This window comes from Streptomyces sp. (genome assembly GCF_036524955.1).
Classification (GTDB): Bacteria; Actinomycetota; Actinomycetes; order Streptomycetales; family Streptomycetaceae; genus Actinacidiphila.
This window is the reverse complement of sequence record NZ_DATDBG010000147.1, coordinates 36,326-51,160: the sequence shown is the minus strand read 5'-3', so window position 1 is coordinate 51,160 and position 14,835 is coordinate 36,326. Positions and strand designations below refer to the sequence as shown.

12 protein-coding genes are annotated in these 14,835 nt (G+C 73.2%); 3 read left to right on the top strand and 9 right to left on the bottom strand.

The genetic code is table 11. The features are described 5' to 3' along the window. Nucleotides 1-73: 73 nt before the first annotated feature. A complete protein-coding gene (locus VIW71_RS12070; protein ID WP_331622107.1) occupies nt 74-409 on the bottom strand; it encodes a YnfA family protein in 336 nt (111 codons plus the stop codon). Nucleotides 410-418: 9 nt separating this feature from the next. Here VIW71_RS12070 and VIW71_RS12065 point away from each other — a divergent pair, with 9 nt between their 5' ends. Continuing rightward, nucleotides 419-1,030: a class I SAM-dependent methyltransferase gene (locus VIW71_RS12065; RefSeq protein ID WP_414720732.1), complete on the top strand. Its 612-nt coding sequence runs from the start codon at nt 419-421 to the stop codon at nt 1,028-1,030. 275 nt (nt 1,031-1,305) lie between these two features. Here VIW71_RS12065 and VIW71_RS12060 read toward each other — a convergent pair whose 3' ends face one another. Together VIW71_RS12060 and VIW71_RS12055 are read right to left on the bottom strand one after the other, a co-directional pair. Next, nucleotides 1,306-1,488 (bottom strand): hypothetical protein, encoded by a 183-nt coding sequence (locus tag VIW71_RS12060; protein WP_331622105.1) that lies wholly within the window; start codon nt 1,486-1,488, stop codon nt 1,306-1,308. A gap of 186 nt (nt 1,489-1,674) precedes the next feature. Next, complete coding sequence (locus tag VIW71_RS12055; protein WP_331622104.1) at nt 1,675-4,032, bottom strand: Tex family protein; 2,358 nt, start codon at nt 4,030-4,032, stop codon at nt 1,675-1,677. A gap of 326 nt (nt 4,033-4,358) precedes the next feature. On the opposite strand from VIW71_RS12055, the gene VIW71_RS12050 reads away from it, so the two are divergent. Further along, nucleotides 4,359-5,078 carry a MerR family transcriptional regulator gene (locus VIW71_RS12050; RefSeq protein ID WP_331622103.1) on the top strand — a complete coding sequence of 240 codons (720 nt, stop codon included), beginning with the start codon at nt 4,359-4,361 and terminating at the stop codon, nt 5,076-5,078. Nucleotides 5,079-5,130: 52 nt separating this feature from the next. On the opposite strand, the gene VIW71_RS12045 is transcribed toward VIW71_RS12050, so the two are convergent. The 5 genes from VIW71_RS12045 to VIW71_RS12025 all read right to left on the bottom strand — a co-directional run bounded on the left by VIW71_RS12045 (nt 5,131) and on the right by VIW71_RS12025 (nt 12,515). Further along, nucleotides 5,131-7,299 carry a 3-hydroxyacyl-CoA dehydrogenase NAD-binding domain-containing protein gene (locus tag VIW71_RS12045; protein ID WP_331622102.1) on the bottom strand — a complete coding sequence of 723 codons (2,169 nt, stop codon included), beginning with the start codon at nt 7,297-7,299 and terminating at the stop codon, nt 5,131-5,133. Nucleotides 7,300-7,339: 40 nt separating this feature from the next. Beyond that, the gene (locus VIW71_RS12040; RefSeq protein WP_331622101.1) at nt 7,340-8,554 is read right to left on the bottom strand and encodes an acetyl-CoA C-acetyltransferase; all 1,215 of its coding nucleotides are present in this window, start codon (nt 8,552-8,554) and stop codon (nt 7,340-7,342) included. Between the two features lie 87 nt (nt 8,555-8,641). After that, the gene (locus tag VIW71_RS12035; RefSeq protein ID WP_331622100.1) at nt 8,642-9,787 is read right to left on the bottom strand and encodes a CaiB/BaiF CoA transferase family protein; all 1,146 of its coding nucleotides are present in this window, start codon (nt 9,785-9,787) and stop codon (nt 8,642-8,644) included. A 190-nt stretch (nt 9,788-9,977) separates the two neighbouring features. Further along, nucleotides 9,978-11,510: an APC family permease gene (locus VIW71_RS12030; protein WP_331622099.1), complete on the bottom strand. Its 1,533-nt coding sequence runs from the start codon at nt 11,508-11,510 to the stop codon at nt 9,978-9,980. A 48-nt stretch (nt 11,511-11,558) separates the two neighbouring features. After that, a complete protein-coding gene (locus VIW71_RS12025; protein WP_331622098.1) occupies nt 11,559-12,515 on the bottom strand; it encodes a tetratricopeptide repeat protein in 957 nt (318 codons plus the stop codon). A 325-nt stretch (nt 12,516-12,840) separates the two neighbouring features. Between VIW71_RS12025 and VIW71_RS12020 the strand changes: the two genes are divergently transcribed. Further along, entirely contained in the window at nt 12,841-14,361 is a 1,521-nt protein-coding gene (locus VIW71_RS12020; protein ID WP_331622097.1) for a hypothetical protein, read from the top strand. A gap of 16 nt (nt 14,362-14,377) precedes the next feature. On the opposite strand, the gene VIW71_RS12015 is transcribed toward VIW71_RS12020, so the two are convergent. Next, entirely contained in the window at nt 14,378-14,818 is a 441-nt protein-coding gene (locus VIW71_RS12015; protein WP_331622096.1) for a nitroreductase family deazaflavin-dependent oxidoreductase, read from the bottom strand. Between the last annotated feature and the right edge of the window lie 17 nt (nt 14,819-14,835).

Sequence of the window (14,835 nt, the reverse complement as noted above, 5' to 3'; positions counted from 1 at the left end):
GGCGCGCCACGGCAACCCCTCCTCGGGAGCCAGCCATGATCAAGTCGAACCGGGGAGGTCGGACCGGCGGGATTCAGCCGCCGCGCGGCACGTACATGATGACGCCCACCCCCACCAGACAGGCCGCTGCCCCGATGACGTCGAACCGGTCGGGCCGGTAACCGTCCAGGACCACGCCCCACAGAAGGGAGCCGGCCACGAAGACACCGCCGTAGGCGGCCAGGATGCGCCCGAAGTCGGCGTTCGGCTGGAGGGTGGCGACGAACCCGTAGAGCCCGAGGGCGACGATCCCGGCCCCCACCCAGGCGGTGCCGCGGTGCTCACGCACCCCTTGCCAGATCAGCCACGCGCCGCCGATCTCCAGCAGCGCGGCGAACATGAAGAGAGCGACGGAGCGGAAGGGGATCATAGGATCATGATGCATGGCCGGCAAGGAGAGCGGACAACAGGAATCAGGGAGTTCTTCGCGGCCCGGGCGGTCGGCTGGGAGACGCGATACCCCGATGACACGCCGGCCTACGCGGCGGCGGTCGGCGAACTGGGGCTGCTGCCCGGCGGGCGGGCGCTCGACGTGGGGTGCGGAACGGCACGGGCGTTGCCGTTGCTGCGGGGTGCGGTCGGCGCCTCCGGCACGGTGGTGGGTGTCGACCTGACACCCGAGATGTTGCGCGAGGCCGCGGCCCTGGGCCGCCGCGGTGCGGGCGCCCTCGTTGAGGCGGACAGTGAACTGCTTCCGTTCCGGGAGGGCGTGTTCGACGCGGTGTTCGCCGCGGGACTGGTGCATCATCTGCCCGATCCGGCCGCCGGGCTGCGGGAGTTGGCCAGGGTGACCGGGCCGGGCGGGCGGCTGGCGCTGTTCCACCCGCTGGGCCGGGCCGCGCTGGCAGCCCGCAGGGGCCATGGGCTCCGGCCGGACGATGTACGGGCCCGGCCGCGGATCGGCCGGCTGCTGGACGCGACGGGCTGGGAGCTGTTGCTGCTGGACGATGCCGAGAACCGTTATCTGGCACTGGCGGTCAGGCGGCGCTGACCGGCTCGGCGTGACGCCTGGTGTCGTTCGACCCCGATACGTTTCGGCGACCGGCACGGGTGCGGACCGGTGGCGGCCGGCTGGGCACGGGGGCGGTGACCCCCGGCCGGTCGGCGGCACCGGCTCCCGCGGGGGCAACACGGCCCGGGCCCCGCGGCACCCGGGCAGAGGCTCGGTCTCACGGCGGAAGGCGCGAGAAGCCGCCCCGGGGATCGTGCTTCCCCTCGATCGGATCCCCTGACCGCACCGGGCACCCTATCCGGGGTCGTACCTGCTCAGCGACCGATCTGCCGCCGGGTGACCCGGCGCAGCCGACGCCGCTGGGAGGAGTCGAGGGTGAGGTAGGCGGCCACCGGGACGCCCACGATGATCAGGAAGAACGCCCACAGGGGGATCCAGTACAGCAGGAGCAGCCCTACCGCCACGCCACCGATGACGACCTTCGTACGATTCGACATGTCCCCGCCTCCGTCCACGGCGGCGGCGCCGCGCCCTCGCCGTATCTACCCACTGGAACGCGCCGCGGACCGCCCGGGTTCCCCCGGAAAGTACCGGTCGGCCCGGTTCGGCCGCCGCGGCGGACGAGGACGCCGCGGCGGGCCGTACCACCTCGGCGCGCGACACGCCCGTGCGCGACCCGCGCCCTACTTGCCCCCCGTCAGCCCCGCCCTCCGCAACGCGTCCGCCATGGCGCCGCCCGCGGCCGGCTGGGGGGACCCGCCACCGCGCCGGCCACCGCCCTGGCCGCCGTGACCGCCCCGACTCCCCTGACGCGGCGGCTGCCGCCGCTCCCCGCCCCGCTCCTCGCCCCGCCGGGCACGCGGCTCCTCCTCCAGCCGCAGCGTCAGCGAGATCCGCTTGCGCGGCAGGTCCACGTCCAGCACCTTGACCCGGACGATGTCACCGGGCTTCACGACGTCACGCGGGTCCGACACATACGAGTCGGACAGCGCGGAGACGTGGACCAGACCGTCCTGGTGCACGCCGACGTCCACGAAGGCGCCGAAGGCGGCGACGTTGGTGACCACGCCCTCCAGCAGCATCCCCGGCCGCAGGTCCGTCATCTCCTCCACGCCCTCCTTGAAGGTCGCTGTCCTGAAGGCGGGGCGCGGGTCGCGGCCGGGCTTCTCCAGTTCGGCGAGGATGTCGGTGACGGTCGGCAGGCCGAACGACTCGTCCACGAAGTCCTGCGGCCTCAGCCCGCGCAGCACGGAGCCGTTGCCGATCAGCGAGGAGATGCCGGTGCCGGCCGTCGCGCTGATCCGCCGGACGACGGGGTACGCCTCCGGGTGCACGCTGGAGGCGTCCAGCGGGTCGTCGCCGCCCTGGATCCGCAGGAAGCCGGCGCACTGCTCGTACGCCTTCGGGCCGAGCCGCGCCACCTCCTTGAGGGCCTTGCGGGTGCGGAAGGGGCCGTTGGTGTCGCGGTGGGCGACGATGTTGGCGGCCAGGCCCTCGGTGATGCCGGAGACGCGGCGCAGCAGCGGTACGGAGGCGGTGTTGACGTCCACGCCGACGCCGTTCACGCAGTCCTCGACCACCGTGTCGAGGGAGCGGGACAGCTTCACCTCGGACAGGTCGTGCTGGTACTGGCCGACACCGATGGATCGCGGGTCGATCTTGACCAGTTCGGCGAGCGGGTCCTGGAGGCGGCGGGCGATGGACACCGCGCCGCGCAGGGACACGTCCAGGTCGGGGAGTTCCGCGGAGGCGTAGGCGGAGGCGGAGTAGACCGAGGCGCCCGCCTCGGAGACCACGGCCCTGGTGAGCTTCAGTTCGGGGTGCAGCCTGATGAGGTCGGCGGCGAGCTTGTCGGTCTCGCGGGAGGCGGTGCCGTTGCCGATGGCGATCAGGTCCACCTGGTGGGCGGCGGCCAGCCGGGCGAGGGCGGCCAGCGACTCGTCCCAGCGGTTGCGCGGGGCGTGCGGGTAGATCGTGTCGGTGGCGACGACCTTGCCGGTGGCGTCCACCACGGCGACCTTCACGCCGGTGCGCAGGCCCGGGTCGAGTCCCATGGTGGCGCGGGTGCCGGCGGGCGCGGCGAGCAGCAGGTCGCGCAGGTTCGCGGCGAAGACCCGTACCGCCTCGTCCTCGGCCTGCTGGCGCAACTGGACCCGCAGGTCGATGCCGAGGCGGACCAGGAAGCGGGTGCGCCAGGCCCAGCGGACGGTGTCGCCGAGCCACTTGTCGGCGGGCCGGCCGCGGTCGGCGACGCCGAACTGCTGGGCGATGCGCCGCTCGAAGCCGGTCGGGCCCTCGGCAGGCTCCTCCGGTTCGAGGGTGAGGTCGAGCACCTCCTCCTTCTCACCGCGCAGCATGGCCAGCACCCGGTGCGAGGGGAGCTTGGTGAAGGGTTCGGCGAAGTCGAAGTAGTCGGAGAACTTCGCGCCGCTCTCCTGCTTCCCGTCCCGCACCTTCGCCACCAGTCGGCCGCGGTTCCACATCCGGGTGCGCAACTCGCCGACCAGGTCGGCGTCCTCCGAGAAGCGCTCGGTGAGGACCGCCCGCGCGCCCTCCAGCGCCGCCGCGGCGTCCTCGACGCCCCGGTCCGCGGAGACGTACGACGCCGCCTCGGCCTGGGGGTCCAGTCCGGGGTCTGCGAGCAGCGCGTCGGCGAGCGGTTCGAGGCCGGCTTCCCTCGCGATCTGCGCCTTGGTGCGGCGCTTGGGCTTGTACGGCAGGTAGATGTCCTCGAGGCGCGCCTTGGAGTCGGCGGCCATGATCTGTGCCCGGAGCGCGTCGTCCAGCTTGCCCTGCGACTCGATCGACTCCAGTACGGCCGCGCGCCGCTCGTCCAGCTCGCGCAGGTAGCGCAGCCGCTCCTCCAGGGTGCGCAGCTGGCTGTCGTCCAGGGTGCCGGTGGCCTCCTTGCGGTAGCGCGCGATGAACGGCACCGTCGCGCCGCCGTCCAGCAGCCCGACCGCCGCCCGTACCTGCCCTTCGCGTACGCCGAGCTCCTCGGCGATCCTGGCCTCGACCGACCGCACAACCGACGTCGTCACGATGCTGAACCCGCTCTCTTCGCTGGACTCCTGCCCGCATTATCCAGGTCGCGGGCGGGCGACCGCCGAGGCGCGGCCCCGTCGCGCGACGCGGCACCCGCTCGCACGGCGGGACGGCACCCGGTCGGGCGGCGGGGGCGGCGCCCCCGCCCCCGGATCAGGTCAGCTGCTTCTCGAACCAGTGGTCCGCGTACGGGTCGTCGTTGTACGACGCGTGGCGCGTCACCGCGCGCTCACAGGTACGACGGACTCGCCCGGTCGCGCCGTCGCATGCGCCCCGGCGGCGAGGGCTTTCACAGTTCTGGTGGCACAGCGATACTGTTCCGGTGCCCCAGACCGGTCTCACCATCGACGAGCTGGCCGCCCGCGCCGGGGTGACGGTACGCACCGTCCGCTTCTACAGCGCCCGCGGCCTGCTGCCGCCGCCCACGATCGGCCCGCGCCGGATCGGCCGGTACGGGCCCGCGCACCTGTCCCGGCTGGACCTGATCGGGGAGTTGCAGCACCAGGGGCTGACCCTGGCCGCGATCGAGCGGTACCTCCAGCAGCTTCCCGGCGACATCAGCGCCCACGACCTGGCGATCCACCGCGCGCTGGTGGCGTCGTGGCTGCCCGAGGGCACCGAGGAGACCGACCGGGAGAAGCTGGAGCGCCGGCTGGGCCGTCCGCTGGCGGCGGCCGACCTCGACCGGCTGGCCGCGATGGGAGTGCTGGAACGCACCGCGGACCCGGACGCCTTCCGGGTGGACCCGGGCACCCTGCACCTGGGGTTGCGGCTGATGGACATGCCGATCCCGGTGGACGCGATCCTCGCCGCCCGCCAGGTGATGCTGGAGCACGCACGGGCGGCTGCCCACGAGATCGGCCGGATCTTCCGCGACGAGGTGTGGGAGCCGGACCGGGTCGAGCAGATGCGCTCGCTGTCGGCACAGATGCAGCCGCTGGTGGTGCAGGCGCTGGTGACCACGTTCCAGCGTTCGCTGCGGGAGGAGGTGCGGGCCTGGCCGGAGTCCGACGCCCGGCCCGGCCCGCGGCCGTCCCCGTGAACCGAACCGGTGCGCTCGGTCCGCGCGGACGGCCGGGTACCCCTCCGTCCGTTCAGTCCGTGAAGGTCTCCCCGCTCTCCGCCTTGGCGACCAGCAGCGCGGGCGGCGTGAAGCGCTCGCCGTAGGCGGCGGCCAGTTCCCGCGCCCGCGCCACGAATCCGGCGGGCCCGCCCTGGTACCCGTTGATGTACTGGAGCACTCCCCCGGTCCACGCCGGGAAGCCGATGCCCAGCAGCGAGCCGACGTTGGCGTCGGCGACCGAGGTGAGGACGCCCTCCTCCAGCAGCCGTACGGTGTCCAGGGCCTCGGCGAACAGCATCCGCTCCTGCATGTCGCGGAACGGGATCTCGGCACCCGCCTTGCCGAAGTGCTCGGTGAGACCGGGCCACAGGCGGGTGCGGCGGCCGTCCTCGTACGCGTAGAAGCCGGCGCCTCCGCTGCGTCCCGGTCGGCCGAACTCGTCCACCATGCGCTCGATGATCCGTTCGGCCGGGTGTTCCTGCCAGACCCCGCCGGCCGCCTCGACCGCGGTGCGCGCCTCGCGGCGGATCCTGCGCGCCAGGGTGAGGGTCAGTTCGTCCAGCAGCGACAGCACCTTGGCGGGGTAGCCGGCCTGCGCGGCGGCCTGCTCGACTGAGGCCGGTGCCAGGCCCTCGCCGACCATGGCGACGCCCTCGTCGAGAAAGTGGCCGATGACCCGGGAGGTGAAGAAGCCGCGCGCGTCGTTGACCACGATCGGGGTCTTGCGGATCTGCCGGACCAGGTCGAAGGCGCGAGCCAGCGCCTCGTCGCCGGTCCGCCGGCCGCGGACGATCTCCACCAGCGGCATCCTGTCGACCGGCGAGAAGAAGTGCAGGCCGACGAAGTCCTGGTCGCGCTGGACGCCTTCGGCGAGCACGGAGATGGGCAGCGTGGAGGTGTTGGAGCACAGCAGCGCGCCGGGCGCCACGACGCCCTCGATCTCCTGGAACACCTTGTGCTTGAGGGCGGCGTCCTCGAAGACCGCCTCGATGACGGCGTCGCAGCCGGCCAGGTCCGCGGGGTCGGCGGTGGGGGTGATCCGGGCGAGCAGCGCGTCCCGCTTCTCGGGGGTGGTACGGCCCCTGGCGAGCGCCCTGTCCAGCAGCCCGGCCGAGTACGCCTTGCCGCGCTCGGCGGCCTCGACGGAGACGTCCTTGAGGACGACCTCGATCCCGGCCCGCGCGCAGGAGTACGCGATGCCCGCGCCCATCATGCCCGCGCCGAGGACGGCGACCCTGGTGACCTTTCGGGCGGGCACGTCCGAAGGGCGGCCCGCGCCGGAGTTGACGGCCTGCATGTCGAAGAAGAACGCCTGGATCATGTTCTTCGAGGTCTGCCCGCAGACCAGCTCGGTGAAGTAGCGCGCCTCGATGACGGTGGCGTTGTCGATGTCCACCTGAGCGCCCTCGACGGCCGCGGCGAGGATGTCACGCGGCGCCGGGTAGGGCGCGCCCGCGAGCTGCTTGCGCAGGTTGGCCGGGAAGGCGGGCAGGTTGGCGGCGAACCCGGGGCTCTTGGGGGTGCCGCCGGGGATCCTGTAACCGGGGACGTCCCAGGGCTGGCACGCGGCCGGGTTGGCGTCGATGAAGGCGCGGGCGGCGGCGAGCATCGCGTCGCGGTCGGTGGCGACCTCGTGGATCAGTCCGGCCTCCAGGGCGCGCCGCGCGTCGTACTGGCGGCCCTGGAGCAGCACCTTCAGCAGCGCGTCGGCGATGCCGAGCAGCCGTACGGTACGGACCACGCCTCCGCCGCCGGGCAGCAGGCCGAGGGTCACCTCGGGCAGGCCGATCCTGGTCCCGGGGGTGTCCAGGGCGATGCGGTGGTGGCAGGCGAGCGCGATCTCGTACCCGCCGCCGAGGGCGGCGCCGTTGATGGCGGCGACGACGGGCTTGCCGAGGGTTTCCAGGCGGCGCAGGCGGCGCTTGATCCGCATCGAGCCGGCGAAGACCTGCTCGGCTCGGTCGGGGGTGACCCGGATGAGGTCGCGCAGGTCGCCGCCGGCGAAGAAGGTCTTCTTGGCGGAGGTGACGATGACGCCGCGCACCGCGTCGATCTCCGCTTCGAGGCGGTCGAGGGTGGCGTCGAGAGAGTCGGCGAACGCCGCGTTCACGGTGTTGGCGGACTGGGCGGGGTCGTCCAGGACGAGGGTGACGATGCCGTCGGCGTCCTGCTCCCAGCGGATGGTGGTGGACTCGCTCATGGTCTTCGGGCTCCGTTGGATCCGTTGAAGGGGCAGGGCGTCAGAGGCGTTCGACGACGGTGGCGACACCCATGCCGCCGCCGACGCAGAGGGTGGCGAGTCCGTACCGCTGGTCGCGGCGCTCCAGTTCGTCGATGAGGGTGCCCAGGATCATCGCGCCGGTCGCACCGAGCGGGTGGCCGAGCGCGATGGCGCCGCCGTTGACGTTGACCTTGTCGATGCTGATGCCCATGTCGGCGGCGAAGCGCAGCACGACCGCGGCGAACGCCTCGTTCATCTCGAACAGGTCGATGTCGTCGACGGTCAGGCCGGCCTTGGCCAGTGCCTTGCGGGAGGCGGGTGCGGGGCCGGTGAGCATGATGGTCGGCTCGGAGCCGGAGACGGCGGCGGAGACGATCCGGGCCCTGGGGGTGAGGCCGTAGCGCTCGCCGATCTCGCGGTTGCCGATGGCGACGAGGGCGGCGCCGTCCACGATGCCGGAGGAGTTGCCCGCGTGGTGGACGTGGTCGATCCTCTCCACCCAGTGGTACTTCTGCAGCGCGACCGCGTCGAAGCCGCCGAGGTCGCCGATGTCGGCGAAGGACGGCTTGAGGCCGGCCAGCGTCTCGGGGGTGGTGCCGGGGCGGACGTGCTCGTCGTGGTCGAGGACGACCAGACCGTTGCGGTCCACGACGGGCACCACGGAACGGGCGAACCGGCCTTCCTTCCACGCCTCGGCGGCCCGCTCCTGGGAGAGCGAGGCGAAGGAGTCCACGTCGTGCCTGCTCCAGCCGCCGAGGGTCGCGATCAGGTCGGCGCCGATGCCCTGCGGGACGAAGCCGGTCTCGTACGCGGTCATCGGGTCCATCGCCCAGGCGCCGCCGTCCGAGCCCATCGCGACCCGCGACATCGACTCGACGCCGCCGGCGAGGATCAGGTCCTCCCACCCGGAACGGATCTTGGCCGCGGCGAGGTTGACCGCTTCCAGCCCGGAGGCGCAGAAGCGGTTCTCCTGCACACCGGCCACCGTGTCGGGCAGGCCCGCGGCGATCGCGGCGATCCGGGCGATGTCGGAGCCCTGGTCGCCGATCGGGCTGACCACGCCGAGCACGATGTCGTCGATCGCCGCCGGGTCGAGGTCCGGGAAGCGCCGCCGGAGTTCGTGGATGAGGCCGACGACGAGGTCGATCGGCTTGGTGCCGTGCAGGGATCCGTTCGCCTTTCCGCGCCCGCGCGGGGTGCGGACGGCGTCGTAGACGTAGGCGTCGGTGCTCAACGTGGTGCCTTTCGGTGAGGGTGCGGGCCGGGGCGGGTGGTGGTGCTGTCAGGGGTCAGGTACGGAACGGGTCAGCTGCGGAACGGGTCAGGGCTCCAGCGCGGGCGTGTCCCAGTCGCGGGCCACTTCCGCGGTGTGCGCCCCGGGCCGGGCGGGCGGGCGGCGGACGGCGGTCGGGGTGGCGGAGAAACGGGGCGCCGGGGCGGGCTGGATGATCCCCGCCGACCGGACGAAGGTGCCGCGGTCCGCGAGGTGCGGGTGGTGCGGGGCCTCCTCCAGCGAGAGTACGGGGGCCACGCACGCGTCGGTACCGGTGAACACGCCGGTCCACTCGGCGCGGCTGCGGGCCCTGAACCGTTCCGCCACGGCCGCCCGGAGCTCCGCCCACCGGCCCGGGTCCGTGCGCAGCGCCGCCACGTCCTCGCCGAGGCCCAGCAGCCGGGCGAACTCCTCGTAGAAGCGCTGCTCCAGGGCGCCGACTGCCATGTGTCCGCCGTCCGCGGTCTCGTACACGCCGTAGAAGGGGGCACCGCCGTCCAGGAGGTTGGCGGCGCGGCGGTCCTGCCAGGCGCCGGCCGCGCGCATGCTGTGGATCATCGTGGTGAGGTGGGCGGTGCCGTCCACGATCGCGGCGTCCACCACCTGGCCCACGCCGTGCGCGCGGGCGTGGTGCAGGGCGGCCAGCACGCCGGTGACCAGGTAGAGGGAACCGCCGGCGTAGTCGCCGAGGAGGTTGGCGGGGGCGACGGGCGGGCCGTCGGCGGTGCCGGTCATGCCGAGGGCGCCGGTGACCGCGATGTAGCCGAGGTCGTGTCCGGCGGTGTGGGCGAGCGGGCCGTGCTGACCCCAGCCGGTCATCCGGCCGTAGACCATCCGCGGGTTGCGGGCCAGGCAGGCGTCGGGGCCGACACCGAGGCGTTCGGCGACACCGGGCCGGTAGCCCTCGATCAGGATGTCGGCGCGTTCGGCCAGGTCCAGTACGGCTCCGGGTCCGCGGTCGGCCTTCAGGTCGACCAGCACCGAGCGCTTGTTGCGGTTGGTGACGTCGTACGCCGGGTCGATGCCGATACCGGCGCCGCCGGGCCGGTCGACACGGACGACGTCGGCGCCGAGGTCGGCGAGGAGCATGGCGGCGAACGGGGCCGGTCCGATGCCGGCCAGTTCGACCACGCGGACGCCTGCCAGCGGACCGGGCGTCGGGCCGTACGCCCCGTCGGCCGACGGGTCGTACACGGGATCGCCCGCCCCGCCGGTCGCCGGCGACCGGTTTGACACTCCTGATGTCACATCAATGATGCTAGGAACGTGTTCCAGTCTTGGCAAGGGCTGACCGAGCGCTCGCTCAGCGCGGTGGCAGTGGTCCGGGAAAGGCGACGGCCCGCCTCCGCCCGGTCGGGCGGAGGCGGGCCGTCGGGGACGACGATCAGGCGGAAACCCCGGACGCGGCAGCCGCCGCCTTCTCCAGTTGGAACGCCTCGTTGCCCTGGCCGATCCTGGCGTGCACGCCGGGGCGCCTGGCTTGCAGCACCATCCCGTAGACCAGGCCGATGGCGGCGGCCAGCGCGATGATGCCGGGGAGGATCCAGCGCAGCCCGTGGCCGGGGTTGGCGCCGAGCAGGACCGCGAAGTCCTTCACCGAGTACACGAAGATCGCCATCAGCGCGACGGCCGCGAGCCCGGAGGTGACCAGCCGCCACGCCTGGACGCCGGCCGCGCCGCGCTTGACGAAGAAGGCGATGACGGCGACCGCCGCGGTGGCCATCAGCAGCACGATCCCCAGCGCGCCGACGTTGCCCGCCCAGATGAACAGCCGCAGGACCGGCGCGGTCGGGTCGCCGGTGGGCTTGCCGTCGGTGACGGCGAAGGCGACGACGACGGCCAGCGACACGGCGGTCTGCAGGAGGGAACCGACGGCCGGGGCGCCGCTGGACTTGGAGGTGCGGCCGACCGCGGCGGGCAGCAGGCCGTCGCGGCCCATCGCGAAGGCGTATCTCGCGACCACGTTGTGGAAGCTCAGCATCGAGGCGAAGATGCCGGTGATGAAGAAGATGTTCAGGGTGTCGGTGAACGCGGTGCCGAGCCGGTCCTGGTTGAGCGCGAAGATCAGGTTCGGGCCCTGTTCCTGCGCCGCCCCCACAACGTGGCCCGGGCCGGTGGCCACGGTGATCGCCCAGGCGCTGAGGGCGAAGAAGATGGTGGCGAAGCCGATGGCCAGGAACATCACCTTGGAGACCACGCGCTGCGGATCGCTGGTCTCCTCGGCGTAGACCGGGGCCTGTTCGAAGCCGACGAACCCCGCGATGGTGAAGCACAGCGCCGTACCGAGGCCGGCCCCGCTGAGCGTGCCGGGGTCGAAGGCGTGCACCGAGACGCCCTGCGGACCCGAGTCGGCGAGGAAACTGAGGTCGAAGACGACGGTCAGCGTGGTCTCGATGAGCAGCAGCAGACCGAGCGCCTTCGCGTTGAGGTCGATCTTCAGCGCGCCGAACACCGCGGTGATCGCCACACCGCCCAGGGCGGGGATCCACCATGCCACGTTGTGGTGCCAGTGCTCGGCGATCTGGCTGGATATCTGGAACCCGAAGATGCCGTAGGTGCCGATCTGCATGATGCTGTAGGCGAACAGCGCCACGTAGGACGCGCCGGCGCCCGTCGTGCCGCCCAGCCCGCGGGCGATGTAGGCGTACAGCGCACCGGCGTTGTGCACATGACGGCTCATCTCGGCGTAGCCGAAGCTGAACAGGATGAGCACCGCCCCCACGATGAGGAACAGCAGCGGCACACCGACGACGCCCATGGTGGCGAAGGTCGTCGGGACGACTCCGGCCACCACCATGAGGGGTGCGGTGGCGGCGAGCACCGAGAGCAGGAGGGCCGGAGCGCCGATCCGGTCCGCGCGCAGCGCGCGCTGCTCACCCTTGAATGTGCTGATCTCGGTTGTACTGCCCGTCAGCATGGCTGCGGTTCCTTCCATGGAGGTGCGAGGGGGTGCTGGTTGCCGGTCTTACGAGGAACCGAATCCGAGCGCGTGGTTGCGCGCGGTACGGAATGTCTTCTTCGGATCACGGTCGAGGTACGACCACGGGGCGCGGGTGGCGTGTCGGCCGATCCGGTTGAACAGCGCGGCGGCGGCCACCGTGTCGCCCGAGTGGAACTTGGCGAAGGCGAGGTAGTTGAGGTCCAGAGCCAGGCGCGGGTGGCTTCTGCCGTCCCAGTCCAGCCACCAGTCGAAGGAGCCGCGCAGGCTGGTACGGGCGCGCGGGCTGGTCCAGTACGGCAGCCGGGCCGGATCGGCGGGCATCGCCCCGGCCGCGGCCAGCGCCCGGTACCGCTCGACCAGGGCGACCAGCGGCAGCATGGAGAGCGGCGATCCGGGGCCGGCCTCGTCGGCGGCCCACTCGGCGAACTCGTACACCTCGTGGAACGGGTCGTCGCCGTCGGTCTTCTGGCGCTCCGCGAGGCACTGGGTCATCAGGTAGTGGCCATGGTGGTGGCCGCGGTGCCGGCCGCGTACCTGGTCGAAGGCGCGGACCTGCTCGTCGTCGGTGCCGGTGCGGCGGGCCAGGATCAGCAGGCCGAGCCAGGGCGTGGGGTCGCCGGGGGACATCCGGGCGGCGCGCATGCAGGCGTCGCGGGCCGTCTCTGGGCTCTGCTTGCCGGCCGACGCCCGGAACACGGCCGCGCAGGCGCGCAGGGCGACGGCGTCCGGGCTCTCCGGCTCGGCGAGCAGCCACTCCTCGGCCCAGGCGGCGGCGGACTTGCCCTCGCCGAGCACGACCAGCCGGTGGCCGCGGCTGTCCCAGTCCTTGCCGGTACGGGCGAGGAGCGCGCGGACATCCGTCCAGCGACCCTGCGTCAGGGCGGCCCGGGCGGCGACCAGTTCCTCGTCGTCCAGCGCGGGGTCGAAGGCCACGTCGTCCTTGCCGCGGGTGAGGCGGAAGGGTGGCAGCGGTGGGGTCATCCGCGGGCAGCCCTCCACGGCGCGCTACGTCATGTGATCGCGAACAGCCAACCGGTACGCGCGGGTCCGCTACAAGGCTGCACCTGTTGTCTCGGTGTAGTCCCGTATCGTTGGCGGCGTTTGAGGCGCGGATCATCAGGGATGACACGGCTTGGCAGGGGATGGGTACGGTTCGGCGGGGCATGGACGCCGTTGAGCAGGGGACGGATCGCGTTGGGCAGCGGATCGGCGCTGATCACGGGGTGGCCGGTGCGGGGCCGCACAGCCGCAACGAGAAGGCGTGACCGTGGCGCCGCGGTGGCGAACGGCAGTGGGGACCTGGTGAATGGACGGCGGTAACGTGGCGAGCGAACGGTCTGCCGCGTCCACGCACCCGCTCGCCTACGTACGGCGCCGGCACGGCTGGAGCTACCAGGACCTGGCCAGGGTGATCGCGGACCACGCCCGCGCGCTCGGGGTGCCGATGGCCGCCCGCCGGGAGAAGGTGTGGCGCTGGGAGCACTGGGGTGTCGTCCCGGAGGCCGACAGCCAGCGGGCGCTGGCCCGTGCGCTCGGCATCGCGCCGCGTGAACTGGAGGAGCGCCCCTGGCCGCGCTGGCTCCCCGCGCACCAGGGCATGCCGGACGGCCTGCCCTGGAGCACCGAGGGCAGCCTGACCGCCCTGGGCTCCCTGGTCGACGACGGCACCGCCGACCCGCGCGGCTTCCCGATCGCCGACGAGCGCGCCCTGCGGGACGCGATCGCCGACTGGGACGCGGCGGAGGCGGAGGGGCCGGCGGCCTTGCTTGGGGACGACGTGTGTCCGTGCGGCGACCGGGTGCCCCGGGTCGGCTCCGCAGTGGCCCCGGAGCACGACCGCGTGTCCCCGCCGACCGGCGAGCAGTGGATGTCCACGCCGGCCGGTCCCGCGTCGCACCCCGCAGCGCCGGCCGTCCACCGCGTGCTCGCCCAGCCGGCCCCGCGCGTCCTGGGCGGCGGCCCGGCGATGACGGACCCGGCCGGCGTCGGCGCCTCCGTGGCGGAGTGGCTGGAAGCGGGAGTGGCGGGGCTGCGGCGGCTGGACGACCGGTTCGGCGGCGCGGCGGTACGGCACCGGGTGGAGGCGGATCTGCGGCTGGTGTGCGGGCTGCTGCGCAGGGGGTCGCGGGGGCCGGTGATGGAGGCGCGGCTGCTGCGCGTCGCGGCGGATCTGGCGCAGCTCGGCGGGTGGGCGGCCACCGACACCGGACGCCATGGCGCCGCGCAGCGGCACTATCTGACCGGGCTGCGCCTCGCGCACACCGCCGGCGACCGCGCGATGGCTGCCGCGCTCTGGGGCGGGCTCGCGCTTCAGGGGGTGATCGCGGGCCGCCCGCAGGACGCGGTGCTCGCCGCGGAAGCCGCCGTACGTGCGGCCGACGGCGCTCCCCCGGTCGTACGGGCGATGGCAGCCAGCCGGCTGGCCCGCGCGCATGCCGCACTCGGTGCGGACACCGCCTTCCTGCGTGCGGCGGCCGAGGCCGAACACCACCTGGACGCGGCCGAAGGAGATCCGGGGCCGCCCTGGCTGTACTGGTTCGACGCCGCCGAACTCGCCGCCCAGACCGGCCAGTCGCTGCTCGACCTCGGGGAAGCGTACGAGGCCCGGCCGCTGCTGGAGCAGGCGCTGGCGATGCAGGACGAGGCGTTCGTCCGCGACCGTTCCCTGTACTCGGTGCGGGCCGCCGAAGCCCGTGCTCTCACCGGCGACGTGGAAGGCGCCCGCGTGCTCGGCCGCGAGGCCGCCCGGCTCTCCCGGCACTGCGGCTCCCCGCGCCTGGCGGACGCGCTGGACGCCCTCAAGGTCTGCCTGGACGCCAGAAGCTGACGCGGGGGCCCGTCCGCTACACCCGGCGCAACCGCACCACCGGGATGTCCCGGTCGGTGTTCTTCTGGTACTCCTCGTACGGCGCGTACACCTCCAGCAGGTGCGGCCAGACGCGGGCCTTCTCCTCCGGGGACAGCGTCTCCGCGCGGGCGGGGAACCGCTCGCCGAGCACCCGCAGATGGACTTCCGGGTTCTCCACGAGGCTGTGGAACCACAGGGGGTGCACGGGCGCTCCGCCCTTCGACGCGACGACCAGATAGTCGCCGCCGTCGCGACCGTAGATCAGCACCGTACGGTGCCAGTCGCCGCTGAGCCGGCCCTGGTAGTCCAGCAGCAGGCAGGGCGAGCCGTTCATGTCGGTCGCCTCGGTGCCGCCCGACTCCTCGTAGCGGCGGGCCTGGTCGGCGACCCACTGCGAGGGGCTGAGCTGCACGGTGGCAGGGTCGTACGCGGTCATCTGTGTCCTCCTGTGCG

What these genes read in the sequence shown, in the direction of transcription:
- VIW71_RS12045 (WP_331622102.1), bottom strand. Translation starts at nt 7,299, where the DNA reads ATGAGCGAGTCCACCACCATCCGCTGGGAGCAGGACGCCGACGGCATC.
- VIW71_RS12070 (WP_331622107.1), bottom strand. Translation starts at nt 409, where the DNA reads ATGATCCCCTTCCGCTCCGTCGCTCTCTTCATGTTCGCCGCGCTGCTG.
- VIW71_RS12060 (WP_331622105.1), bottom strand. Translation starts at nt 1,488, where the DNA reads ATGTCGAATCGTACGAAGGTCGTCATCGGTGGCGTGGCGGTAGGGCTG.
- VIW71_RS12030 (WP_331622099.1), bottom strand. Translation starts at nt 11,510, where the DNA reads ATGCTGACGGGCAGTACAACCGAGATCAGCACATTCAAGGGTGAGCAG.
- VIW71_RS12065 (WP_414720732.1), top strand. Translation starts at nt 419, where the DNA reads ATGCATGGCCGGCAAGGAGAGCGGACAACAGGAATCAGGGAGTTCTTC.
- VIW71_RS12025 (WP_331622098.1), bottom strand. Translation starts at nt 12,515, where the DNA reads ATGACCCCACCGCTGCCACCCTTCCGCCTCACCCGCGGCAAGGACGAC.
- VIW71_RS12020 (WP_331622097.1), top strand. Translation starts at nt 12,841, where the DNA reads ATGGACGGCGGTAACGTGGCGAGCGAACGGTCTGCCGCGTCCACGCAC.
- VIW71_RS12015 (WP_331622096.1), bottom strand. Translation starts at nt 14,818, where the DNA reads ATGACCGCGTACGACCCTGCCACCGTGCAGCTCAGCCCCTCGCAGTGG.